Source organism: Bacillus sp. Leaf49, from assembly GCF_001426125.1.
Classification (GTDB): domain Bacteria; phylum Bacillota; class Bacilli; order Bacillales; family Bacillaceae; genus Bacillus; species Bacillus altitudinis.
On the sequence record NZ_LMRK01000022.1, the window covers coordinates 214,226 to 237,568 of the forward strand.

A 23,343-nucleotide genomic window follows, 5' to 3' on the forward strand; every position below is an offset into this window, starting at 1 on the left:
AGACATGGATAAAACGATCGTGTTCAAGTGTGGAGGCAGTGTCATTCGAGAACTTTCCGATACCTTTTATGAAAATGTCCGCTCACTTCAAGCTGCTGGATTTAAACTGGCTATCGTACATGGCGGAGGTCCTGAAATCACGAGCATGCTGCAAAAATTAGAAGTGAAAACGGAATTTGTAGATGGACAGCGCAAAACAACAAAGCCGGTGTTAGAGGTAGCCGAAATGGTCCTTTCAGGAACGGTGAATAAATACTTTGTTTCAGAACTGGCAAAGCATGATATATCATCTGTCGGTGTATCTGGTAAAGATGGACAGATGCTTGTCGCCGATTTTCTCGATCAAGATGTATATGGGTACGTTGGCGAAATCAAAGAAGTCAATCCAGAGATGGCAGAAGCACTAATGGAGAAACAATTCATTCCCGTCATTGCGCCGCTATCTATGACCGAAGAATGCCAAACGTTAAATGTAAATGCTGATCTTGCAGCATCAGCAGTCGCAGGAGCTATGAAAGCTGATAAGCTCATGTTTGTCACAGATGTGGAAGGAATTTTAAAAAATGGTGAGCTGTTAGACGTTGTCACCGAACAAGAAGCTCTCAAGCTCATCGATGAAGGCATTATTTCCGGGGGAATGATTCCAAAAGTGCAATCTGCGCTCAGTGCTTTATCAGGAGATGTGGATGAAGTCATGATTGTGAATGGAAAAGGCAGTATTTTTACAGGAGATACCTTTAAAGGAACTCGAATTGTAAAACAAAAGGAGGCGGTCCTGTGAGTCATCTCTTTCAAACGTACGGACGGTGGAATGTTGAAATTAAAGAGGCAGAAGGTTCTTGGGCAGTTGATACAACTGGGAAAAAATATTTAGACTTTATACAAGGCATTGCGGTCACGAATTTAGGTCACAATCATCCAAAGGTCAATCAAGCCATCAAGAAGCAGCTTGACGAGGTCTGGCACGTATCAAATCTATTTGAAAATGGACTGCAAGAAAAAGCAGCGGAAAAGCTGGCAGCAAACAGTTCAGGAGATCTCGTATTTTTCTGCAACAGCGGGGCTGAAGCGAATGAAGGGGCTATCAAATTGGCCCGAAAAGCAACAGGGAAAACAAATATTGTGACGTTTTTGCACTCTTTCCATGGGCGCACGTATGCTGGTATGGCTGCCACAGGTCAAGATAAAATCAAAACTGGTTTTGGACCGATGCTGGAAGGCTTTCATTATGTACCGTTTAATGACCCTGAAGCGATCACAGCGTGTGAAATCGATGATGTCGCAGCGGTCATGCTGGAAGTGGTGCAAGGTGAAGGTGGAGTGAATCCAGCTACAGCTGAATTTCTAGAAGCTGTTCAAACGTTTTGCAAAAAACATCAAGCGCTGCTGATTGTAGATGAAATCCAAACGGGTATTGGGCGCACAGGGACAGCATTTGCCTATGAGCAATCGGGACTTGATCCTGATATTATTTCAGCCGCAAAAGGTTTAGGAAATGGGTTTCCAGTCGGTGCAGTGATAGGGAAAAAAGCTTTAGGGGATGCATTTTCTCCAGGCTCTCATGGCACAACATTTGGTGGCAACATGCTCGCTATGTCAGCTGTGAACGCAACTCTTGATGTGATATTCAAAGAAGACTTTCTTTCAGAAGTGAAAGAAAAGGGTGCGTATCTCTTAAAGAGACTGCAAGAAGTCAAACAGCTGAATATCGTGAAAGAAGTACGGGGCAAAGGATTAATGGCAGGGATTGAGTGTCACCAGCCAGTAGGTGATTACATCACAGCTCTTCGAGAGCAAGGTTTGCTGGTGCTTCCAGCTGGTCCGAATGTCATTCGTTTATTACCTCCACTGAATGTCAAAAAAGTTGAATTGGATCAAGCAATAGAAGCGGTCATTCAAGTGTTAGCAAATGAAACAGTAACGGTCTAAATTTTTTTGCATCGAAACGTATAAACATGCATTTATATTATTAATTATTCAATACGGGGTGACACAAGCATGAAAGGTTATTTAAATTTAGAAGATGGAGCCTCTTTTGAAGGAGATCTGACAGGAGAAGCTGGCATAACAGGTGAAGTGGTCTTTTTTACAGGGATGACAGGTTATCAAGAGGTGCTCACAGATCCTTCTTATAAAGGACAAATCATTGTTTTCACATATCCACTCATCGGAAACTACGGGATCAATCATGAAGACTTTGAGAGCAAAAAACCACAAGTAAAAGCGGTCGTTGTCTATGAGGCAGCTGAGCATTTTTCTCATCACCTTGCAGCCGTAAGCTTAAAAGATTATTTACAGAAGTGGAACATTCCGCTTCTTACACATACAGATACTCGCGCAGTCGTGCAGAACATTCGAGCAAATGGAACGATGAACGCAGTGCTTAGTTTAGACGAAAATGAAACGCCGCCTGCAATGAAGCAAGACAATGTGGTTGAGCAGGTTACAGAAGATGAAGTATACACACAAGGCAGCGGTGAGGAACATGTAGCGCTCATTGATTTTGGCTTTAAAAAATCAATTGCGGACTCACTCGAAGCGCGCGGCTGTAAAGTCACAGTGATTCCGTACAAACAAATGGAAAAGGTATTTGATATCAAGCCAGATGCGATCCTTTTGTCAAATGGACCTGGAGATCCAAAAACAATGAAGCCATATTTAAAAACCATTCATGACATCATGATGACCTTCCCGACACTAGGCATTTGCTTAGGTCATCAATTAATTGCTCTTGCGCTTGGCGGGGATACGTATAAGCTTCCTTTTGGCCACCGCGGGGCGAATCATCCTGTACAAGATACAGAATCAAAACGTGTCTTTATGACAAGCCAAAATCATAGCTATGTGGTCAATGAAAAAAGCATGAATGACAAAGAAGTGGACGTCAAATTCCTCCACGTGAATGACGGATCTGTTGAAGGATTCATTCATAAAGAGAAGCTGATTATGTCCGTTCAATTTCATCCAGAAGCACACCCAGGCCCTGCAGAAAGTGAATGGGTATTCGATGATTTTATTGAGAAAGTGAAACAAGCAAGGAGAGAAGTCGCACATGCCTAAAGATCAAAGCATACAAACCATTCTAGTCATCGGGTCTGGTCCAATCATCATTGGTCAGGCAGCAGAATTTGATTACTCAGGAACACAAGGTTGTATGGCCTTAAAAGAAGAAGGCTACAACGTCATCTTAGTGAATAACAACCCAGCAACTATTATGACAGACGAGTCATTTGCTGATGAAATTTATTTTGAACCGCTTTCAGTTGATTCAGTGACAAGAATCATTGAAAAAGAGAAACCAGATGGTCTTTTAGCCAATCTTGGCGGACAGACAGCTTTAAACCTTGCTGTCGAGCTAGAAAAAGCCGGTGTGCTGAAAAAGCATGGGGTAAAACTGCTCGGAACGTCAGTTGAAACAATTGAAAACGGTGAAGATCGTGAGAAATTCCGTGCTCTCATGAAGCATTTGAATGAACCTGTACCAGAAAGTGAAATTGTGGATAATGCGAAAGACGCCCTTCAATTTGCAAAAGAAGTGGGCTTTCCTGTCATTCTTCGACCAGCCTACACACTTGGTGGTAAAGGGGGAGGCATCGCTTTAACTGAAGAGGCTTTTAAACCGCTGATTGAAGGTGCTCTTCTAGCGAGTCCGATTCATCAGTGCTTAGTTGAAAAAAGCATTGCTGGCTTTAAAGAAGTCGAGTATGAGGTCATGAGAGATCGTCAAAATACGTGTATCACTGTATGTAACATGGAAAATATCGATCCAGTTGGTGTGCATACAGGTGACTCGATTGTCGTTGCACCGTCACAGACATTAACGGATCAGGATTATCAAATGCTCCGCTCAGCAAGCTTAAAAATTATTTCAGCGCTTGATGTCGTTGGCGGCTGTAATATCCAGTTCGCTCTTGATCCACTTAGCAAAGAATACTTTGTCATTGAGGTCAACCCTCGGGTCAGCCGGTCTTCTGCTCTTGCATCGAAAGCAACAGGCTATCCGATTGCCAAAATGGCGGCAAAACTTGCGGTCGGTTATACACTAGATGAATTGAAAAATCCGCTTACAGGAACAACGTATGCTAGCTTTGAGCCGGCACTCGATTATGTCGTGGTGAAATTCCCGCGCTGGCCGTTCGATAAATTTAAACAGGCAGACCGGAAATTAGGCACAAAAATGAAGGCGACTGGTGAAGTCATGGCGATTGACCGTAATTTAGAATCTGCCATTCAAAAAGCCGTCGCATCACTTGAAATCAAAACAAAGGGCTTCCACTTGCCTGAACTGAAAGAACATACGACTGAACAGTTATTTGAATTAATCAAAACACCGGACGATCGCCGTTTCTTCGCAGTCATGGAGCTTCTTTTCAGACAAGAAACCGTTGAAACGATTCATGAAACGACGAAGATTGATCTGTTTTTCTTACATGTTTTCAAGAATATGATCACACTCGAACAAGAATTGAAGAACCATCAGGGGACGCTATCCAAAGACACCTTAAGAAAGGTAAAAGAAAAAGGTTTCCTTGATGAAACAATCGCTTCTCTGACGGATCGCAGTGAACAAGATATCAGACAGCTTCGCCAAGAGTATGGCATTTCCGCTTCATTTAAAATTGTCGATACATGTGCGGCTGAATTCGATGCAAAAACGAATTACTTCTATTCTACGTACTTTGGCAAAAGTGATGGAGAGCATCAAGAGAAAACAAAGCAGCGTGCACTCATCATTGGCTCCGGTCCGATTCGAATTGGGCAGGGAGTCGAGTTTGATTATAGTGCCGTTCACGGCGTTCTTACTTTACAAAAGCTTGGATTTGAAACCATCATGATGAACAATAATCCAGAAACGGTTAGTACCGATTATGAGATTGCAGATCGTTTATACTTTGAGCCGATCACGTTAGAACATATTTTAAACGTAGTTGAAGCGGAGCAAATTGATTTTGTCATCGTTCAATTTGGCGGGCAGACAGCAATCAATGTGGCGGAAGGTTTAGAAAAAGCCGGCGTTACCTTGTTAGGCACGTCCTTTGACACACTAGATGCATTAGAAGATCGCGATTTATTCTATCAGCTTCTTGATGAACTGAATCTTCCTCATGCAAAAGGAGATACAGCTCATTCAAAAGAAGAAGCACTGGGGCATGCTGCAAGCATCGGGTACCCTGTTCTTATTCGTCCATCATATGTCATTGGTGGAATGGGCATGATCGTTGTTCATACAGAAGCTCAATTGGCAGAACTACTTGATCAGCCAGATCATTTACCTTATCCGATCTTAATTGATGAGTATGTCACTGGAAAAGAAGTGGAAGTGGATCTCGTTTCAGACGGACAAACGACATTCATTCCAACAATCGTTGAGCATATTGAAAAAGCGGGCGTACACTCAGGTGACAGCTTTGCCATCTTACCAAGTGTCTCTATTAGTGAAGACATCAAAGAGCAGGTGTATAACGCTTCTGAACAAATCGCAAAGAAATTAGCTTTTAAAGGCATTATGAATATTCAATTTGTGATAAAAGGGAACCAGGCGCTCGTATTAGAGGTGAATCCTCGGGCAAGCCGGACTGTTCCAGTTGTAAGTAAAGTCATGGGTGTTGACATGATCCCAATGGCGACTCAGCTGTTAGCTGGTGCAACGCTTGAAGAATTGAAACCGGAAACGAAGAATAAGGGGGGCACAGCTGTTAAATTCCCAGTCTTCTCCTCACATGCCATTCAAGATATCGATTTAAAGCTGACACCTGAAATGAAAGCGACGGGTGAAGGAATGTGTGTTGGAAAGAACGTCGAAAGCGCGTTGAAAAAAGTGTTTGCACCGATCTGGAAACAGAAAGGAAGCCTCTTTATACAAGGCAGTGAATTATTCGTAGATGAAGCAAAACGAGCAGGCTTTGACGTCTGGACTGGCAGCTTTGAATCGTGGCTGCAACAAGACGATAAATCGCTTCACATTCATTTAGGTGATGATGAAGAGGCAAAAGAACAGCGTGTAAAAGCACTCACACATGGTGTTCAAGTTCTAACCGAATATGAAACAGCGCAAGCGTTCCTGCAAGGAAAAGATGGAGATGTATCACCAGTATCTCTCCACGAATTATATAAAAAGGAAGTGACGGCATGAGCCAAGTCGACGTGCAACCGGCATTATACGGAAAAGACTTTTTATCGTTAAAAGACTTTTCGATCAATGACATTGCGTACTTAATTGAAAAAGCAGAAGAAATGAAACAACATCCATATCAAGATTTATTCAAAGGAAAAACATTAGCGATGATCTTTGAAAAATCTTCAACTAGAACCCGTGTCTCGTTTGAAGCGGGCATGACGCAGCTAGGCGGACATGCGCTCTTCCTCAGCTCAAATGATCTGCAAATTGGTAGAGGAGAAACGATTGGTGATACAGCGCAGGTGCTGTCTGGGTATGTAGATGGCATCATGATTCGAACCTTTGAACATGAGAAGGTAGAAGAACTTGCAAAATACGCCTCTATTCCAGTGATCAACGGACTAACGGACTATTCTCATCCATGTCAGGCACTGGCTGATTTACTGACGATTAAAGAAGCAAAAGGCACACTAAAAGGTGTGAAAGTGGCGTACATCGGTGATGGGAATAATGTGGCTCATTCCTTAATGGTTGGCTGCGCGCAGTTAGGCTGTGACATTGCCGTTGCATCACCAAAAGGCTATGAACCTCTTCAAGAGGTGACAGACACTGCCCAGGCGTTTGCAAAACAATCAGGCGCAGAAGTCATCGTCACAACAGATCCAGTAGCTGCTGTTCAGGATGCAGGTGTCATTTATTCAGACGTATTTACAAGCATGGGACAGGAAGCTGAAACAGAGAAACGTCTAGCTGAATTTAAAGAATATCAAGTCAATGAGGAACTCATGCAACATGCAGCAGCAGATTATATCTTCCTTCATTGTCTGCCGGCACACCGAGGAGAAGAAGTGACGGCTGATATCATTGATGGACCACACTCTAAAGTATTCCAGCAAGCAGAAAATCGCTTGCATGTGCAAAAAGCGTTAATCAAAGAGCTCATGTATCAACAACCTAAATAAATCACAAGTGTCCCTGTCTCGGCTGAGCAGGGACTTTTTACATATTGGATTGGAGAGGCAATGGACGGGACATAATAACATCAATCGAGAAAGGAGGATGGAAATGGGTCAACAGCATCAGTTTAAATCTGGTAATAAGGCACCTAATAATGGTGTTTATATCGAAATCGGTGAGACCGGTAGTATGGTGAAAGATCCTTTAAAGATAAAGCTTAAAGCAGGAGACGTCTTTCCGGATAACTCGAACCATAACCGTGTTTGGACTTACCAAAGAAAGCCTTAAGCAATTGACTAAGAGTCCATATGAATAAGTCTTTAGAGGCATGTGTCATGCCTCTTTTTTCTTTATAATAAAAAACAATTAAGTTCCAATTTTCAAATAAATAGTATGAAAAAAAGAAAGTTTAAGGTAAAATATGTAAGAATAGTATAAGGTTGAAAGGATTTGTGTGATGGAAAAGATGAATCTCAGTGAAAGTGTTTGGAATAAACGCTTCACCTCATTGTTCATATCAAGACTCATAAAAAATACAGGAGAAAGTTTTGCTTTTACATCCGTTCTTTGGTTATTGATTTTAAGAGGGGATGGAGCGCTCGGTACCGGACTTCTTCTAGCAGTGACAGTTCTTCCTTCATCATTGTTGGCCCCAATACTAGGACCTCTTATGAAAAGACATCATTTATCTAAATGGATGTTTGCTTCAGATGTCATTCGAGCAACCATTGTACTCATTATTCCACTACTGCATTTTTCGCACATATTGCCTCTATGGTTATTGATCTCATTAATGGTTATTCAATCGGCAACAGGTGCAGCCTATAACCCGGCTTCTGTGGCTATCCTTCCGCAGATTGTTCCAAAGCATCTCATTCAAAAAGCAAATGCGATCCTGCAATCATCTTTTGAAATTGTCGCACTTGCTGCGGTGATGGTCGCTGGTCTTTTGGTCAAATTAATTGGACCTGCAGATACGCTCCTGATCACCACTGCTTTATTCATCATATCGGGCATGTTTATTATTGGCGTTAAACTGAAGAAGTCTGACGAAGAAAAAGCAGCAGGCATTAAACAAGCAAAGAATACATATCTGTATAACTTAAAAAGAGGCTTTCTAGTCGTTAAAAATCATCATATTTTATTTGCACTGACCCTTTATTGTATTTTAATGAATGTCGCCGCAGCTCCGTGGCAGGCATTATCCGCTGTATATGTAGCAGAAGCGCTGCAAAGTGATTCAATGGTGTATTCCATTTTAAGAGGTGTCGCTGCAGTCGGTGCGTTTATGATGGGCTTTGCACTGGCGAAGGTGAAAATCAAAAGATTCGGCTTGTTCTTTATTGTCGCAGGCATGATTGAAGGAGCTGCATTCTTTATCACTGGAATGAGTACATGGCTTCCAGTCGTTCTTCTAGCTTCCTTTATTTTTGGTGCAGCCGTCAGTGCGATCAATGTCCCAGAGATGGTCATTATTCAAACGTCTGTTGACCAAGAAGATCAGCCGCAAGTATATGCCGTGATCAACGCGTCATCAAATGTCTTTCTCCCGCTTGCAGCCGTCATATCGGGCGTCCTGGCAGAACGCTTTGGAGCAGGACCTGTCATTGCGGGGGGTGGTGTGCTTGAAATTTTATCGGGCATCGCGATCTTCCTGTTCACAGGGCTTGCGAAAAGCCATTTGTCAGCAGACAAACAGAAGTCCGAAACGGTTGAGGTGTAACTCAAAAACCCCCTGTAATTGACGGCAGGGGGTTTTAGCGTGCGCTCTCAACTTCTAGTCATCATTCTGAAAAAAAGAAAAAGAGCTAATCTCAAATCATTAGCTCTTTTCCAGCAATATTAAGAATGTTCTGTTGAACTTTCTGTTTCTTTCATTGGACTTACTTCAGCAAAGATGAATAAAATAACCGTAAACACTATGGCAAGAATGGAAGTTAACGTAAAATCATAAGCAGCTCCATTCATAGATGAAACGATGTAACCAGCCATATGTGTCAGCAGAAAAGTCCAAATGAGGGTGATAATGTAATGCATTATTCCACCGTCCTTTATGTAACAATCTATTGACTATCATACCATAGATACGAGTTCAGAGAAAAGACTGTTTTCCGCCTTTATGTGATCATTTTGAGACCTTCTACTATAAAAATAAAAAGAATTCTTCTGTCTTTAGGGGATTTCCTTATTCCTACAAGAGTTGTTGTTCATATCATAGAAAGCAGAATCACTGAAAGGAGGCTGGCCATATGGGTGTAAGCGAACGTTTTTTCCAGCTTGGTTCCCAGTGGAACGTCATTCACCTTCCTCAAAAACCAAATGGCTTTGGCATTCTAATCCTCGGTGACCGAAATCACTTTGTGCAGGAAAATACATCATTCTGGCTTCAGCATTACGGAAGAAACCAGCTATTAACTGCTTTAAAGGATGAAGGATATACATTGTTTAATAGTCATCTTCATGGGAATCACTGGGGATGTGAAGATGCTGTTTTTAGTGCGAAACAGCTTGTTCATCACACATTAAAACAAGAAATATTAAACCGGGAAATTCATGTGCTGGCAGAGGGAATGGGCGCACTTGTCGCCATGAGTCTTGCCGAAGAAATGCCAGAAGTGCTAAGGTCTATAGCCATGATGAATCCATGTTTACACCTGCAAGCACAAAGAGAAAGAGAAAAGGAACACAAATTCTTCTACAAACAGTTCATGAAAGAACTCGCACAGAGCTATGGGTGCTCTGCAAAGGAAGCAGAAACGTATCCACTTCCGTCTTGCCCCGTTCATTCAGCTCATGTACCGATTCATATATGGCAGAGACTAAACGGCGCACCGTATGCCTATGAACTACATGCAAAGCCTTTTATTGATCAACATATGATGAATCCAGACCATTGTCAGATGGACCTTACCTTGCATATGTTTGATCATCCAAGAAGAATCTTTCAGTCCATTCACAAGTTTTATAAATCGCATGAAAGAGAATTGTAATGAATAGGATGATAACAGCCCTTCATGGAAAGGGCTCTTCTTTTTATTCGATATGCTAAAAAAGGGGACATGAACATGGAAACAGGACTGATCATAGGTGCAGATGAATTTTTTGGACTGACACTTTGTGAATATATGATGAAAGAGGGCATACAAGTGGATATCACATATCCTAAGGAGCAGTCAGAGGAGCAAAAAATGTTATTAGAAGAGCGGATGATGTGGCTCGGCCGCAATGATCTTGTCCGCGTTATTGATGGTCAAGATAGGAAAGAGGCATATGACCTGATCTTTTTTCAATCAGATGATTCAATGAACAGAGAGACAATCCTCGAAGCGAAGCATGGCATATTCCGCTTGTTTTACGAAGAACCCGAAAGCCATTCGCATGAACAAAGCGTTTCGACTGTTATCCTTCCACGCATGTTTGGTCCGTGGACACTCCATGAAGAGAGACGAATAAAGGATGATCACACATTTTTTGTAGAAGATGTCGCAAAGGAGCTTTTAAAGTGGGCACGCACCGATCAAAGGCAGGAAATGATCCATCAATTAAAGGTAGAAAGACAAACAGGTGACAAACAAGCAGAAGAAATCATAGCAGAATGGAAAAGACAAAACTCAACATTTTTCGACAAAAAGCAAGAATGATCTTCCATCTTATCTTTTTTCAGTATAAAATAAACCTATATTTAACATACAGGTTCATGCCTGCGTGTTGCAAAGGGAGTTGAACATGGCATGAAGTACCAGCGGCTTGTCATGATCTTTTCGTTCCTTCTTCTTATGCTATCTGCCTGCTCGCAGGCGCCGTTAAAAGGACATATTGAGAAGGTGGGTTTACTCGTCCCCGATACGATTAATGATCAAGTTTGGGGAACGAAAGGTTATAAAGGCTTATTAAATATCCAATCAACATTTGGTGTAGATGTTTATTATAAGGAAGGGATGGTCGACAAGGAGAAAATCGTTGATGCTATTGAAGAATTTCATAAAAAAGGAGTCAATTTAATTATTGGCCATGGCAATGAATACAGCGAAATTTTCAACTTGATCAGTGAAGATTATCCGAAAACACAATTTATCACGGTCAATGGAGGCAAGCCTCAAGCTGATAATGTCACAAACGTCACGTTTAAAGGAGAAGCAATGGGCTTTTTCGGAGGCATGACAGCAGCACATATGTCCAAAACAAAAAAGATTGGTATTCTGGCTACATATGATTGGCAAAGTGAAGTAGACGGTTTTATCAAAGGTGCAAAATATCAGGACGAACATGTGCAAGTCCTAGCGGAATTTGTCGAAAACTGGGATGATGCTGACAAAGCCGTGAACCTCTATCAAAAATTGAAAAAACAAGGTGTAGATGTTGTGTATCCAGCAGGTGATGGTTATAATATCCCTGTCATTGAACAAATCAAAACCGACAATTTATCTGCGATCGGATATGTCACTGATCAATCCAACCTTGGAAGCCATACGGTGTTAACTAGCACTGTACAGCATGTCGATAAAGCGTACAGTATCATTGCGAAGAAGTTTAATGAAGGCAAGCTAAACGAACAAGGTGAGTACTCCTTTGACTTTAAAGAAGGAGTGATCGAAATGGGGAAATTTAGCTCAACCATAGACCGCGCTTTTGTGAAAGACATTGAGAAGGATATTGCGAATTACAAAAAAACAGGCAAATTGCCAAATGAAAAGTGAGGACGTTGAACATGCAACACGAAAAATCGATGGAGTTTTTACAAATTGCGATGAAGTATTTTCCACAAGCAAAAGAAGAATTAGATAAAGCAGGGATTCAGCTTGATCCACAAGCACTTCAGCCGCTTCTCTCATTGTTTACATCTGTCATGCAAGAGGCATATGAGCTTGGAAAAGCAGATGCAGCATCAGAAAAAGCCACAGAATAGTGGCTTTTTTTTATGATAATTTTTTCTTGAAGGCACTAATCATAGGGCCGACATCTTTAAACACAGGCTTCAGCTCATCGATGGAGTTCATAATGTTTCCAATTTGATTCATGACATGCATGTAGTCAATGGAGTCATCACTTGAAGAAGTCTCTGCACGCTCCTCCTTTTTTTCTGTCTTGCTTTTCTCCTTTTCAAGTGGCTGACCAAACATCATTGCTGAGAAAATATCCTTTTGCGCCATATCACATGTTCCTTTCTACTATTGGTATATCATTAATCTATGAAAAAAGTGAGAGGAAAGGTTAGACGTTTGTATTGCCAAGGAGAAAAAAATAAGGTAAAATTAGTACCAGATACTAATATAAGATCACAATATCACATGCTCGTATGAGTAAAAGGAGTCTTATTCAATGAATGCTGGAATTATTGGCCTTGGCCGCTATATACCTGAAAAAGTATTAACAAATCGTGATTTAGAAAAAATGGTTGAAACTTCTGACGAGTGGATTCGTACTAGAACAGGTATAGAAGAAAGAAGAATTGCATCTGATGATGTCAATACATCTCATATGGCGCTTGCTGCTGCAAAAAAAGCATTAGCTGACGCAGATGTGGCTGCAGAAGATATTGATATGATTCTTGTAGCGACAGTTACGCCAGATCAAGCATTTCCGACAGTCGCTTGTATGATTCAAGAGCAGCTCGGTGCACATAAAGCATGTGCAATGGATATTAGCGCTGCCTGCGCTGGCTTTATGTATGGGCTTGTTACTGGAAAACAATTTATCGAATCTGGCACTTATAAACATGTGCTTGTCGTTGGTGTAGAAAAGCTTTCTCGCATTACCGACTGGGATGACCGCAACACAGCTGTTTTGTTTGGAGATGGAGCAGGTGCTGCTGTACTAGGAACAGTCAGCGAAGGCAAGGGAATTCTATCATTTGAGCTTGGAGCCGATGGAAGAGGCGGGAAGCACTTGTACTTAGATGAAAAAGATCATACAATCATGAATGGAAGAGAAGTATTTAAATTTGCTGTGAGACAAATGGGCGAGTCAAGCGTAAACGTGATAGAAAAAGCTGGACTATCAAAAGAAGACGTAGACTTCTTGATTCCGCATCAAGCAAACATTCGCATTATGGAAGCAGCACGCGAACGCTTAGAGCTGCCAGTTGAAAAAATGTCGAAAACAGTCCATAAATATGGAAACACATCAGCAGCATCCATTCCAATTTCACTATGTGAAGAAATCGAAGCCGGAAAAATTCATGACGGCGATGTGATTGTAATGGTTGGTTTTGGTGGCGGATTAACGTGGGGCGCAATCGCTATGCGATGGGGCCGATAAAAGAGTGGGGTGCACAAATTAATGGATAAGAAACGAGTAGTTGTTACAGGATTAGGTGCTTTGACACCTCTTGGCAACGATGTAGAGACAACATGGAAAAATGCTGTAGCAGGTGTATCAGGTGTTGGCCCGATCACACGTGTTGATTCAAGTGAATATACAGCAAAAGTAGCAGCAGAACTAAAAGATTTTAACATCGAAGATTACATGGAGAAAAAAGAAGCGAGAAAGATGGCACGCTTCACACAATATGCAGTCGTTGCTGCTCAAAAGGCTTTAGAAGATTCACGCCTCGAAATTACAGATGAAAACGCACCTCGTGTTGGGGTATGGGTTGGATCTGGTATTGGCGGACTTGAAACATTCGAAGAGCAATTCGAAGTGTATTCAAATAAAGGAGCTAGACGCGTAAGCCCGTTCTTCGTTCCAATGATGATTCCAGATATGGCGACAGGTCAAATTTCGATTGCACTTGGCGCAAAAGGGGTTAACTCTTGTACAGTGACAGCATGTGCGACAGGAACAAACTCCATTGGTGATGCCTTTAAAGTGATTCAGCGCGGAGATGCAGATGCGATGATTACAGGTGGAACAGAAGCACCATTAACGAAAATGTCGTTTGCTGGTTTCTGTGCAAACAAAGCCCTTTCGACAAATCCTGATCCAGATACAGCAAGTCGTCCATTTGATAAAAACCGTGACGGATTTGTTATGGGTGAGGGAGCGGGAATTGTTGTTCTTGAAGAATTAGAGCATGCGTTAAAACGTGGTGCGACCATTTATGCAGAAATCGTTGGCTACGGTTCAACTGGAGATGCATACCATATCACAGCACCTGCTCCAAACGGAGAAGGCGGCGTACGTGCAATGAAAGAAGCAATTCGTGATGCAGGTTTAACAGTGGAAGAAATTGATTATATCAATGCCCACGGAACAAGCACACCGTATAATGATAAGTTTGAAACAATGGCGATTAAAGAAGTGTTCGGAGAGCATGCGAATCAGCTTGCGATCAGTTCGACAAAATCAATGACAGGTCATTTACTTGGTGCAGCAGGCGGAGTAGAAGCGATTTTCTCTGTTCTGGCGATTAAAGACAGTGTCATTCCGCCAACGATTAACCTTGAAACACCAGATGAAGAATGTGATCTTGATTATGTAGCAAATGAAGCACGTTCAAAAGAAGTACAAGTTGCTTTGAGCAACTCACTTGGTTTTGGCGGGCACAATGCGACAATTATCTTCAAAAAATACGAAGCGTAATATGTCTTAAGAAGGCGGCGATCTATAAACAGATCGCCGCCTTTTTGCATATGATGAAAATGGAGGTGTTCAGCGGTATGGGTCTGATCAATACACAATATCTCATCCAACAATCATCATCATTTCAGGAGCTGGCGGCACGTTTTGTCCCTTATTTTAAAGGAGCGGAGAAAAAAGAAGGATCATCTATTCTCGCCCATTTACAACATCACGGAATGGTGCGATCATGGAACGCCTGCCAGGAAATGATCGACAAGCTCAAAGAAAAAGGGTATTTCAAGCTTGTGATGAAAGAATACAAAGCGCTGCAAAAAAAGTGGGGAGGTCCTGATGTCCCCGTCTTTATTTTGCCTGTTAATGAGAGCAGCAAAGAGATCAGAGAACAATTTTACTTTCAATCCGGCATGGCATTTGATGACAAAATCTTTCTTTTTTTATCCCCGCATACACCGAAGGATCGAATCGGTACGTTGCTGACGCATGAATATCATCATGTATGCAGGTTGCATTTTCTCACGAAAGAAGAAAAAGATTTTACATTCCTTGATACAATCATGATGGAGGGGCTCGCTGAATATGCTGTGTATCATAGATATGGAGAAAGCTATACAGCAAAGTGGACGACTTTATATGACGAATCGCAGCTGCAGCGCATGTACAAGAAATGGGTATCCAGTCACCTTTATCAAAAAGTGCAGGACGACGAAAGGCTGATACAGAATCTCCTTTATGGAAAGGGGAACTACCCCAAAATGCTTGGCTATGCCACTGGATTTTATATCGTGAAAAAGTATTTCGATGAGCACCGAATCAGCGAGGAGTCTATGATTGCGGAGCCAGCGGAAACGTTTTTAAAGGCGATAGAATCATAAAGACAAACATTCACAAAAAAAGTGACATATTACAATTTTACTAAATACTTCTTGATTTCGTCATGCTGATGTAATAATATACAAATATAAATTTTGATAATTCTTTTTATTCTAAAAAGACAGAATTTTTTGATTCGGTTCATTTAATCTATGGAGAAAGGGGCGAATGCATGAGCACACTGCTTGAAGTGCAAAACTTAAAAACCTATTTTTTTCGAAAAAAGGAACCAATACCTGCTGTTGATGGCGTTGATTTTAGTATCAAAACAGGGGAAACAGTCGCATTAGTCGGTGAGTCTGGGTCTGGTAAAAGTATTACGTCTTTATCCATCATGGGTCTGATTAATGGGACTGGTGGGAAGATTATGGATGGTTCCATTAAGCTTGATGGAAAAGACCTTGTTACATATAGTGAAAAGGAATTGTGCAATATTCGCGGTAATGATGTATCCATGATCTTTCAGGAACCCATGACCTCACTTAATCCCGTCTTAACCATCGGGGAACAAATAACAGAAATCCTCATTTACCACAAAAAACTTTCAAAAAAAGAAGCGACCAAAAAAGCGATTGATTTGCTAAAGCTTGTAGGCTTTTCCAGGCCAGAACAAATCATCAAAGATTACCCGCACCGTTTATCCGGCGGTATGCGTCAACGAGTCATGATCGCCATTGCGCTAAGCTGTGATCCGAAGCTCCTCATTGCGGATGAGCCGACTACTGCTCTCGATGTGACCATACAAGCCCAGGTGCTGACCTTAATGAAAGATTTATGTTCGACCTTTGGTACATCTATACTTCTCATTACGCATGATTTAGGTGTTGTGTCGGAAGTAGCAGACCGCGTCATTGTCATGTACTGCGGACAGGTTGTTGAAAATGGAACCGTTGAAGAGTTGTTTGATGAGCCGCTTCACCCATACACAGAAGGACTGCTTGAATCCATTCCAGTCATTGACGGAGACATTCAGCCATTAACGGCGATAAAAGGAAATGTCCCTGCGCCAGATCAGCTTCCGGCAGGATGCCGTTTTGCGCCTAGATGCCCTAAAGTAATGGAACGCTGCATAGGTGAATTGCCCAAACTGACAACCTTTGAAAATGGTAGAAGCGTCAGGTGTTTCTTATATGAGGAGGCAAGCCAAACATGACACTTGCTGAAAATCAACCATACATGACAGATCGATCTGAGAAAGAAACCATCCTGGAATTAAAAAATATACGAAAACACTTTCCGATTAAAGCTGGGGTGCTGCAAAAGAAAGTAGGAGCAGTCAAAGCGGTTGACGGCATCGACTTAAACATTTATAAAGGCGAAACGTTAGGCATCGTTGGAGAGTCTGGATGCGGTAAATCCACATTAGGACGGACGATGATTCGTTTATATGAACCAACAGAAGGACAAATTCTATTTAAAGGGCAAGATATCTCTCATGTATCTGAATCAAAACTAAGACAATCAACAAGGAAAAACATCCAAATGGTTTTTCAAGATCCCTTTGCATCACTCAACCCTAGAAAAACACTTCGAAGTATCATCAAAGAACCCTACAAAACACATCACTTATATTCCTTAAAAGAAAGAAATGAAAAAGTAGAACAGCTTTTATCCAAAGTCGGCCTTCACCCAAGTTTTGCGAATCGATACCCGCACGAATTCTCTGGCGGACAAAGGCAGCGGATCGGTATCGCTCGTGCACTTGCCATGAATCCTGAAATGATCATAGCAGATGAGCCTGTTTCAGCGCTTGACGTCTCCATTCAGGCGCAGGTCATCAATTTGATGGAAGAGCTTCAAGAAGAGTTTGACCTCACCTATCTCTTTATCTCTCACGATCTCAGTGTGGTCCGCCACATTAGTGATCGAGTGGGCGTCATGTATCTTGGCAAAATGATGGAACTTGCGGATAAGCATAGCCTGTACGATGATCCGCTTCATCCGTATACACAGGCGCTTTTATCTTCCGTTCCAGTCACCCGTAAAAAAGGTCAGATGAAAAGGGAACGGATTATGCTGCAAGGGGATTTACCAAGCCCTGCAAATCCGCCAAAAGGCTGTGTGTTTCATACAAGATGCCCGCATGCGAAAGAAGTCTGTAAAGAAAAAGTACCACAATTTCAAGAATTAAAAACGAACCACTTTGTGGCCTGCCACCTCTACGACGCTTGATCACGCTTGTATGATCTCATCTTTGAGAGGGGGGATAAAACGGGCTTCTGTCATCATTTTTTAAAAAAGATAGGGGGAATTGTCTATGAAAGATAGAAAGAGAAAGTCCATTTTGGTCAGTTTGCTGCTGATCTTTACATTGATCCTTGCTGCTTGTTCTGGTGGAAATAAAACGTCTGGAGACAGTGAAAAGAAATCCACAGGTAAACCTGTACAAGGCGGCGATCTTGTCATTGGTTCGATTGCAGAGCCTACATTATTTAACTCACTTTACTCAACAGACGTGGCAAGTTCTGATATTGAAGAAAGAATCTATAGCTTTTTACTACAAACAGATGGAAAGTTAAACCCACAGCTGGCGTTGGCAGAAGATATTAAAGAATCCGATGACGGCAAACAGTTTGATGTGACCATTAGAAAAGGCGTTAAGTTTCATGATGGAGAAGAACTGACTGCTGATGATGTTGTGTTTACATACAGCATTCCGATTAATAAGGATTACAATGGTGAGCGTGGATCAGGCTTTGAAGTATTAGAGTCTGTCAAAAAAACAGGGGACTATTCGGTCGAATTTAAGCTGAATAAAAAAGATCCATATTTTTATAATGTCACGCTAGGAAGCTATGGGATTTTACCAAAGCATATTTTAGGTGATGTCCCTATAAAGGATCTTGGCGAAAATGAATTTAACCGAAAAAATCCAATCGGCTCCGGTCCATTTAAATTTGCCGAGTGGAAAGAAGGAGACTATGTCAAACTCGAAGCATTTGATGACTATTGGGATGGACGGCCATACCTTGATACAGTCACCATTAAAACGATTCCTGATCAAAATGCAGCCATGGCTCAGCTATCCGCAGGTGATATTGATTTCTTTGCAGTGCCTGGAGCAGAACTGCAAACAGCTGAAAAAGTTAGTAACATCAAAATTGAATCTGATCTAGGGCTAAATTATTCATATATTGGCTGGAATCAGAAAAACGAACTGTTCAAAAGTAAAAAAGTCCGTCAAGCTCTTACCCATGCTATTGATCGTCAAACGATTGTCGATCAAGTGTTAAATGGAGACGGGAAAGTAGCCAACATCCCAGAAAGCCCGCTGTCATGGAACTACCCTAAAAATGAAAATGTCCCAGTATTTGAATTTGATCAAGAAAAAGCGAAAAAGATGCTGAAAGAAGAAGGCTGGGAGGATACAGATGGAGATGGTTATCTGGATAAGGACGGTAAGAAGTTCTCCTTCGTCTTGAAGACGAACCAAGGAAACAAAGTCCGTGAAGATATTGCTGTCGTTGTCCAGCAGCAGCTCAAAGAAATTGGCATTGAAGCAAAACCGCAAATTGTAGAATTTAGTGCATTAATCGAGCAAACAACCCCGCCAAAATGGGATTATGATGCGTTATTACTCGGCTGGAGCTTAGCGACATTCCCTGACCAATACAGCATTTTCCATTCAAGTCAGTCTGAAAAAGGTTTAAATAACATTTGGTATAAAAATGAAGAAGTCGATAAACTGCTAGTTGATGCCAAAAACTTGAGTGATCGTAAAGAGTATTCAAAGGCGTATGAAAAAATTTATGAGCTGATTGCAGAAGACCAGCCGTATACGTTCCTTTATTATGCCAACTCACATCGTGCGATGCCATCTAATCTACAAGGCTACTCTTACCACCCGAAAGATGAATATTACAAAATCGAAAAATGGTGGATTGAACAGTAGTCTGCTAGTGAAGAAGGGGAGGGGTCTCCCCTTTTTTCATCATAGTATGGCCATCCGATGAAAAAGGAGTTGTGCACATGGTTACATATATCATTAGAAGGACACTTCTTTCTATCCCGATTTTGTTTGGTATTACGATTTTGTCCTTTGCGATTATGAAAGCAGCACCAGGCGATCCGATGTCACTCATGATGGACCCGACCATTAGTGCCGCAGACCGGGAAGCCTTTATTGATAAGTACGGCTTGAACGATCCTGAATATGTGCAATATATGAAATGGCTCGGTAATATGCTTCAAGGTGACTTTGGCACATCCATTGTAAAAAAAGGAACGCCCGTGTCGGATTTGATTTTTGCCCGGCTGCCAAATACCCTCATCCTCATGATCTTTTCTACATTAGTTGCCCTGATCATTGCCATCCCATTTGGTGTTCTTTCAGCAAAACGTCCGTATACAAAACTTGACTATGGTATTACGGTTACATCATTTATCGGACTGGCTATTCCGAATTTTTGGTTTGGTTTGATCCTTATTATGGTGTTATCAGTGAATTTAGGATGGTTTCCGACCGGGGGTGTCTCTACCTTAAATGCAGATTTTAATCTATTTGACCGGCTTCATCATATTATTTTACCGGCCTTTGTTTTAGCAACGGCTGATATGGCCGGCCTTACACGTTATACAAGGTCAAGTATGCTCGATGTGATGCGGCAGGATTACATTCGCACGGCGCGAGCGAAAGGTTTTAGAGAGAACAAAGTCATCTTCAAACATGGATTGAGAAACGGTCTGATGCCTGTTATTACGATCTTTGGACTCATGATTCCATCCTTTATTGGCGGCGCAGTCGTGGTGGAACAAATCTTCACATGGCCAGGGCTTGGGAAACTGTTTATCGATTCTGCTTTTTCAAGAGATTATCCCGTCATTATGGCGATGACTGTTATCTCTGCTGTGCTCGTGGTCGTTGGAAACTTAATAGCGGATATTCTTTATGCGATCGTTGATCCGCGTATTGAATATTAGAAGGGAGCTGAAGCACAATTGGCACAACCTAATATGGGAACACCTCCAGTTGATCTCAAATTAAAAGAAGGCCTTCCGTCAAAACCAGAGACGATGCTTCGTTTATTTTGCGAGAAATTTTTCAAAAATAAATTGGCGGTTGCCGGCTCCGCTATTTTATTGGTCATTATCTTTTCCGCTATTTTCGCCCCGGTGATCGCACCTTACGCACCGGAACAGCAAGACTTATTGAAACGGCTACAGCCTCCAAGTGCAGAGCATTTTATGGGAACCGACAAGTTTGGTCGAGATATTTTTTCAAGGGTGCTATACGGAGCGAGGGTGTCTCTATTAGTTGGCTTTGTCTCAGTAGTCGGAGCCATCACCATTGGTACCGTCATTGGGGCGGTAGCGGGATACTTTAAAGGTTTTGTTGATTCTGTGCTCATGAGAATGGTGGATGTCGTATTGTCTATTCCAGATATTTTTCTCTTGATCACGCTAGTGACAATTTTTAAACCGGGTATTGATAAATTGATTTTAATCTTTGCGCTGACTGGCTGGACAACAACCGCCAGGCTGATCCGCAGTGAATTCTTGTCACTTCGCACCAGAGAATTCGTACTCGCAGCAAGAACGATCGGAACGAAAAACCATGTCATCATCTTTTCGCATATTTTACCAAACTGTATCGGCCCTATCATTGTGTCTGCTACATTGAAAGTCGGTTCTGTTATTTTAGCTGAGTCGACACTTAGCTATCTAGGGTTCGGCATCCAGCCTCCAACGGCGAGCTGGGGAAACATGCTTCAAGATGCACAAAATTTCTCCATAATGGTGCAAGCATGGTGGTATCCACTGTTCCCAGGTTTACTGATTCTACTGACCGTTTTATGCTTTAACTTCTTAGGTGATGGACTGAGAGATGCCCTTGATCCTAAAAAGCTAAAATAAGGTTCTGCTTATAGAGGATCGTGAGAGGACTCTGCGAGACGTCCTCCTTTTCCCAGGAAATAAAGCCGTCCTTCCGTCAGGGCGAAGTTTTAATAAAGTTGGAATAATTTCTCTATCCCTTGCCCATACTGTGGACAACAGTTTTTAAAAAGTGAGGGATTGGTTATGTTATTTCTTCATGACGTATGGGTGAATTGGTTTGAAGGGGAAGAGAATGGCTATAATGTGTGCCATTTTCATGAGTGGCGCAAGGAGGACAGCGTGGAGCTGTTAGATCAAGTACCTTTACTCAAGGTGCAGAGTCCTTTGTTTGATTACATAGAGAATGATCTATCAGAGCTGCCGAAGACGCTGCTAGAGTCTGTATTTGAGAAATCATATATTCGAAAAAATCATGAACGCCGTAAATTAGAGTATTGCTTTGTGGTCACGGACGGGATTAGAATCATTGCTGTGGATACGATTGGTTATTCCATCCCTGTGAGAAAGAGCCGATTGATTCCAAGACAGGAGCAATTGGTGTATGAAATGGTGAAAGATGTGAAGGCAGAGGAGTATGAATTCACAACAGATAGCCTTGAATCGACGAAAGAATATCACATCCTATCATTACCACCGCAGCATATCAGCGGATTAACGAGAAAAGAAAGACAGCTGAAGCAGCTGATGTTTATGGCGTTAGATCAACTAAAGGGGCTTCAAAACCGGGCAGAAATTGCCTATTGGTATACAGAATGGAATCCGCGCATGTACAACCAGATCAAACGAATGTCTTTCGAGGAAATTTGGAACATGCTTTATAACGAAACCATTGATGGATGGTCAGAAAACCATTTAGCCTTTTGTGAAAAAATGATTAAAGGACAGCCATTTTTTGAAAAACTTTGGGAAATGGAAAACGAATCGAAAGTCAATTAGAAAAAGCTTGCAGCTGAATATGCTGCAAGCTTGTTTTATTTGCGTTTCCGGCCAAGACCCATCGCATTCTCCATTTTTTTCAGCATTTTGTTTGCCGTACGGTTCGCTTTTTCAGCACCTTCATCTAAAATGCGGTCAAGCTCTTCTGATTCAATGAGTTCATAATAGCGATCTTGAATCGGTTTTAATGCATCCACAACAACGTTCGCAAGATCTCCCTTAAATTCACCATAACCTTTGCCTTCGTATTTTTGTTCAAGCTCTGCAATCGATACGTTCCCTAATACAGAATAAATCGTCAGCAAGTTGGCAATTCCAGGTTTGTTTTCTTTGTCATATTTGACGATGCCTTCTGAATCAGTCACAGCACTTTTGATTTTCTTTTCAAGCTGCTTTGGCTCATCTAATAAGGTAATGAAGGATTTTTGGTTCGGATCAGATTTGCTCATCTTTTTCGTTGGGTCAGTTAAAGACATAATCCGAGCGCCTTCTTTTGGAATTTTGACTTCAGGTACAGTGAAGATGTCATTGTACTTTCGGTTAAAGCGTTCAGCAAGCGTTCTCGTTAATTCAAGATGCTGCTTTTGATCTTCTCCTACAGGAACTAAGTCCGTACCGTATAACAAAATATCGCCAGCCATTAATGGCGGATACGTTAATAGTCCTGAAACGACTGCTTCCTTACCAGCAGATTTGTCCTTAAATTGAGTCATTCTTTCTAATTCCCCAATATAAGCGACACATTGCAGCATCCATCCTGCCTGGGCGTGGGCAGGTACCTCTGATTGGATAAACAATGTTGCCTTCTCTGGATCAAGCCCCACTGCCAAATAAAGAGCGGCTAAGCTTCTAATATTTTGTCGAAGGGCTAAACGATCCTGACTCACCGTAATGGCATGCTGATCGACCACACAAAAGTAGCCGTTGTAATCATGCTGAAGATCGACAAATTGCTTCATCGCTCCAATGTAGTTCCCCAATGTCACAGAACCGCTAGGCTGAATGCCTGAGAAAATCGTCTTTTTTGTCATACTAAAACCTCTTTTCTTCAATATAAAAAGGCCCACCCATCACTTTTCAACAGAAAAGGGACGAATGAACCGTGG

General features: G+C 41.8%; 23 protein-coding genes and 1 other annotated feature (1 of these 24 running past the window's edge). Of the genes, 20 read left to right on the forward strand and 3 right to left on the reverse strand.

Annotation, left to right across the window (positions count from 1 at the left end; translation table 11 throughout):
• The first annotated feature begins 4 nt into the window (after positions 1-4).
• The 7 genes from argB (at position 5) to ASG46_RS15765 (ending at position 8,798) form a co-directional block, all read left to right on the forward strand.
• Complete coding sequence (argB, locus tag ASG46_RS15735) at positions 5-781, forward strand: acetylglutamate kinase (protein WP_017360181.1); 777 nt, start codon at positions 5-7, stop codon at positions 779-781.
• On the forward strand, positions 778-1,929 hold the full coding sequence (locus ASG46_RS15740; RefSeq protein WP_017360180.1) for an acetylornithine transaminase: 1,152 nt from the start codon (positions 778-780) through the stop codon (positions 1,927-1,929). The genes argB and ASG46_RS15740 overlap by 4 nt, the downstream gene beginning before the upstream one ends.
• 69 nt (positions 1,930-1,998) lie before the next feature.
• A complete protein-coding gene (locus tag ASG46_RS15745) occupies positions 1,999-3,060 on the forward strand; it encodes a carbamoyl phosphate synthase small subunit (RefSeq protein WP_017360179.1) in 1,062 nt (353 codons plus the stop codon).
• Positions 3,053-6,133, forward strand: coding sequence for a carbamoyl phosphate synthase large subunit (locus tag ASG46_RS15750; RefSeq protein ID WP_046343171.1), 3,081 nt, complete (start codon positions 3,053-3,055; stop codon positions 6,131-6,133). Before ASG46_RS15745 ends, ASG46_RS15750 begins: the two co-directional genes overlap by 8 nt.
• A complete protein-coding gene (gene argF / locus ASG46_RS15755; RefSeq protein WP_056705173.1) occupies positions 6,130-7,080 on the forward strand; it encodes an ornithine carbamoyltransferase in 951 nt (316 codons plus the stop codon). Before ASG46_RS15750 ends, argF begins: the two co-directional genes overlap by 4 nt.
• A gap of 103 nt (positions 7,081-7,183) precedes the next feature.
• Positions 7,184-7,363 (forward strand): YjzC family protein, encoded by a 180-nt coding sequence (locus tag ASG46_RS15760; RefSeq protein ID WP_008348517.1) that lies wholly within the window; start codon positions 7,184-7,186, stop codon positions 7,361-7,363.
• Between the two features lie 169 nt (positions 7,364-7,532).
• Positions 7,533-8,798, forward strand: a complete 1,266-nt coding sequence (locus ASG46_RS15765) for an MFS transporter (protein WP_008348516.1) — start codon at positions 7,533-7,535, stop codon at positions 8,796-8,798.
• A gap of 119 nt (positions 8,799-8,917) precedes the next feature.
• On the opposite strand, the gene ASG46_RS15770 is transcribed toward ASG46_RS15765, so the two are convergent.
• Positions 8,918-9,112, reverse strand: coding sequence for a YjzD family protein (locus ASG46_RS15770; protein WP_024720055.1), 195 nt, complete (start codon positions 9,110-9,112; stop codon positions 8,918-8,920).
• A gap of 212 nt (positions 9,113-9,324) precedes the next feature.
• Between ASG46_RS15770 and ASG46_RS15775 the strand changes: the two genes are divergently transcribed.
• The 4 genes from ASG46_RS15775 (at position 9,325) to ASG46_RS15790 (ending at position 11,981) form a co-directional block, all read left to right on the forward strand.
• Positions 9,325-10,065, forward strand: coding sequence for a hypothetical protein (locus tag ASG46_RS15775; protein ID WP_007499048.1), 741 nt, complete (start codon positions 9,325-9,327; stop codon positions 10,063-10,065).
• A gap of 75 nt (positions 10,066-10,140) precedes the next feature.
• On the forward strand, positions 10,141-10,716 hold the full coding sequence (locus ASG46_RS15780; protein WP_056705174.1) for a hypothetical protein: 576 nt from the start codon (positions 10,141-10,143) through the stop codon (positions 10,714-10,716).
• Between the two features lie 90 nt (positions 10,717-10,806).
• Entirely contained in the window at positions 10,807-11,772 is a 966-nt protein-coding gene (locus tag ASG46_RS15785; protein ID WP_017360174.1) for a BMP family ABC transporter substrate-binding protein, read from the forward strand.
• An 11-nt stretch (positions 11,773-11,783) separates the two neighbouring features.
• Entirely contained in the window at positions 11,784-11,981 is a 198-nt protein-coding gene (locus tag ASG46_RS15790; protein WP_008348507.1) for a ComZ family protein, read from the forward strand.
• Between the two features lie 10 nt (positions 11,982-11,991).
• Here ASG46_RS15790 and ASG46_RS15795 read toward each other — a convergent pair whose 3' ends face one another.
• The gene (locus ASG46_RS15795) at positions 11,992-12,225 is read right to left on the reverse strand and encodes a hypothetical protein (protein WP_008348506.1); all 234 of its coding nucleotides are present in this window, start codon (positions 12,223-12,225) and stop codon (positions 11,992-11,994) included.
• Between the two features lie 169 nt (positions 12,226-12,394).
• Here ASG46_RS15795 and ASG46_RS15800 point away from each other — a divergent pair, with 169 nt between their 5' ends.
• The 9 genes from ASG46_RS15800 to ASG46_RS15840 all read left to right on the forward strand — a co-directional run bounded on the left by ASG46_RS15800 (position 12,395) and on the right by ASG46_RS15840 (position 22,237).
• The gene (locus ASG46_RS15800) at positions 12,395-13,333 is read left to right on the forward strand and encodes a beta-ketoacyl-ACP synthase III (RefSeq protein WP_024720058.1); all 939 of its coding nucleotides are present in this window, start codon (positions 12,395-12,397) and stop codon (positions 13,331-13,333) included.
• Between the two features lie 21 nt (positions 13,334-13,354).
• Entirely contained in the window at positions 13,355-14,596 is a 1,242-nt protein-coding gene (fabF, locus tag ASG46_RS15805) for a beta-ketoacyl-ACP synthase II (protein WP_008348501.1), read from the forward strand.
• A 77-nt stretch (positions 14,597-14,673) separates the two neighbouring features.
• Complete coding sequence (locus ASG46_RS15810; protein WP_041507466.1) at positions 14,674-15,468, forward strand: DUF2268 domain-containing protein; 795 nt, start codon at positions 14,674-14,676, stop codon at positions 15,466-15,468.
• Positions 15,469-15,638: 170 nt separating this feature from the next.
• On the forward strand, positions 15,639-16,619 hold the full coding sequence (locus ASG46_RS15815) for an ABC transporter ATP-binding protein (protein WP_041507465.1): 981 nt from the start codon (positions 15,639-15,641) through the stop codon (positions 16,617-16,619).
• 23 nt (positions 16,620-16,642) lie between these two features.
• Entirely contained in the window at positions 16,643-17,638 is a 996-nt protein-coding gene (locus ASG46_RS15820; protein WP_024720061.1) for an ABC transporter ATP-binding protein, read from the forward strand.
• A gap of 85 nt (positions 17,639-17,723) precedes the next feature.
• Positions 17,724-19,358 (forward strand): peptide-binding protein, encoded by a 1,635-nt coding sequence (locus ASG46_RS15825; RefSeq protein ID WP_025207149.1) that lies wholly within the window; start codon positions 17,724-17,726, stop codon positions 19,356-19,358.
• 77 nt (positions 19,359-19,435) lie between these two features.
• Positions 19,436-20,386, forward strand: a complete 951-nt coding sequence (locus ASG46_RS15830; RefSeq protein ID WP_008348492.1) for an ABC transporter permease — start codon at positions 19,436-19,438, stop codon at positions 20,384-20,386.
• 33 nt (positions 20,387-20,419) lie between these two features.
• Positions 20,420-21,319 carry an oligopeptide ABC transporter permease gene (gene opp4C, locus ASG46_RS15835; protein WP_082515506.1) on the forward strand — a complete coding sequence of 300 codons (900 nt, stop codon included), beginning with the start codon at positions 20,420-20,422 and terminating at the stop codon, positions 21,317-21,319.
• Between the two features lie 165 nt (positions 21,320-21,484).
• Positions 21,485-22,237: a YjbA family protein gene (locus ASG46_RS15840; RefSeq protein ID WP_008348490.1), complete on the forward strand. Its 753-nt coding sequence runs from the start codon at positions 21,485-21,487 to the stop codon at positions 22,235-22,237.
• 35 nt (positions 22,238-22,272) lie between these two features.
• Here ASG46_RS15840 and trpS read toward each other — a convergent pair whose 3' ends face one another.
• Positions 22,273-23,268: a tryptophan--tRNA ligase gene (trpS, locus tag ASG46_RS15845; protein ID WP_035700292.1), complete on the reverse strand. Its 996-nt coding sequence runs from the start codon at positions 23,266-23,268 to the stop codon at positions 22,273-22,275.
• A gap of 53 nt (positions 23,269-23,321) precedes the next feature.
• Positions 23,322-23,343, reverse strand: a binding site (T-box leader); it runs 197 nt beyond the window's last position.

What these genes read in the sequence shown, in the direction of transcription:
- argB (WP_017360181.1), top strand. Translation starts at nt 5, where the DNA reads ATGGATAAAACGATCGTGTTCAAGTGTGGAGGCAGTGTCATTCGAGAA.
- ASG46_RS15745 (WP_017360179.1), top strand. Translation starts at nt 1,999, where the DNA reads ATGAAAGGTTATTTAAATTTAGAAGATGGAGCCTCTTTTGAAGGAGAT.
- ASG46_RS15750 (WP_046343171.1), top strand. Translation starts at nt 3,053, where the DNA reads ATGCCTAAAGATCAAAGCATACAAACCATTCTAGTCATCGGGTCTGGT.
- argF (WP_056705173.1), top strand. Translation starts at nt 6,130, where the DNA reads ATGAGCCAAGTCGACGTGCAACCGGCATTATACGGAAAAGACTTTTTA.
- ASG46_RS15760 (WP_008348517.1), top strand. Translation starts at nt 7,184, where the DNA reads ATGGGTCAACAGCATCAGTTTAAATCTGGTAATAAGGCACCTAATAAT.
- ASG46_RS15765 (WP_008348516.1), top strand. Translation starts at nt 7,533, where the DNA reads ATGGAAAAGATGAATCTCAGTGAAAGTGTTTGGAATAAACGCTTCACC.
- ASG46_RS15770 (WP_024720055.1), bottom strand. Translation starts at nt 9,112, where the DNA reads ATGCATTACATTATCACCCTCATTTGGACTTTTCTGCTGACACATATG.
- ASG46_RS15775 (WP_007499048.1), top strand. Translation starts at nt 9,325, where the DNA reads ATGGGTGTAAGCGAACGTTTTTTCCAGCTTGGTTCCCAGTGGAACGTC.
- ASG46_RS15780 (WP_056705174.1), top strand. Translation starts at nt 10,141, where the DNA reads ATGGAAACAGGACTGATCATAGGTGCAGATGAATTTTTTGGACTGACA.
- ASG46_RS15785 (WP_017360174.1), top strand. Translation starts at nt 10,807, where the DNA reads ATGAAGTACCAGCGGCTTGTCATGATCTTTTCGTTCCTTCTTCTTATG.
- ASG46_RS15790 (WP_008348507.1), top strand. Translation starts at nt 11,784, where the DNA reads ATGCAACACGAAAAATCGATGGAGTTTTTACAAATTGCGATGAAGTAT.
- ASG46_RS15795 (WP_008348506.1), bottom strand. Translation starts at nt 12,225, where the DNA reads ATGGCGCAAAAGGATATTTTCTCAGCAATGATGTTTGGTCAGCCACTT.
- ASG46_RS15800 (WP_024720058.1), top strand. Translation starts at nt 12,395, where the DNA reads ATGAATGCTGGAATTATTGGCCTTGGCCGCTATATACCTGAAAAAGTA.
- fabF (WP_008348501.1), top strand. Translation starts at nt 13,355, where the DNA reads ATGGATAAGAAACGAGTAGTTGTTACAGGATTAGGTGCTTTGACACCT.
- ASG46_RS15810 (WP_041507466.1), top strand. Translation starts at nt 14,674, where the DNA reads ATGGGTCTGATCAATACACAATATCTCATCCAACAATCATCATCATTT.
- ASG46_RS15815 (WP_041507465.1), top strand. Translation starts at nt 15,639, where the DNA reads ATGAGCACACTGCTTGAAGTGCAAAACTTAAAAACCTATTTTTTTCGA.
- ASG46_RS15820 (WP_024720061.1), top strand. Translation starts at nt 16,643, where the DNA reads ATGACAGATCGATCTGAGAAAGAAACCATCCTGGAATTAAAAAATATA.
- ASG46_RS15825 (WP_025207149.1), top strand. Translation starts at nt 17,724, where the DNA reads ATGAAAGATAGAAAGAGAAAGTCCATTTTGGTCAGTTTGCTGCTGATC.
- ASG46_RS15830 (WP_008348492.1), top strand. Translation starts at nt 19,436, where the DNA reads ATGGTTACATATATCATTAGAAGGACACTTCTTTCTATCCCGATTTTG.
- opp4C (WP_082515506.1), top strand. Translation starts at nt 20,420, where the DNA reads ATGGGAACACCTCCAGTTGATCTCAAATTAAAAGAAGGCCTTCCGTCA.
- ASG46_RS15840 (WP_008348490.1), top strand. Translation starts at nt 21,485, where the DNA reads ATGTTATTTCTTCATGACGTATGGGTGAATTGGTTTGAAGGGGAAGAG.
- trpS (WP_035700292.1), bottom strand. Translation starts at nt 23,268, where the DNA reads ATGACAAAAAAGACGATTTTCTCAGGCATTCAGCCTAGCGGTTCTGTG.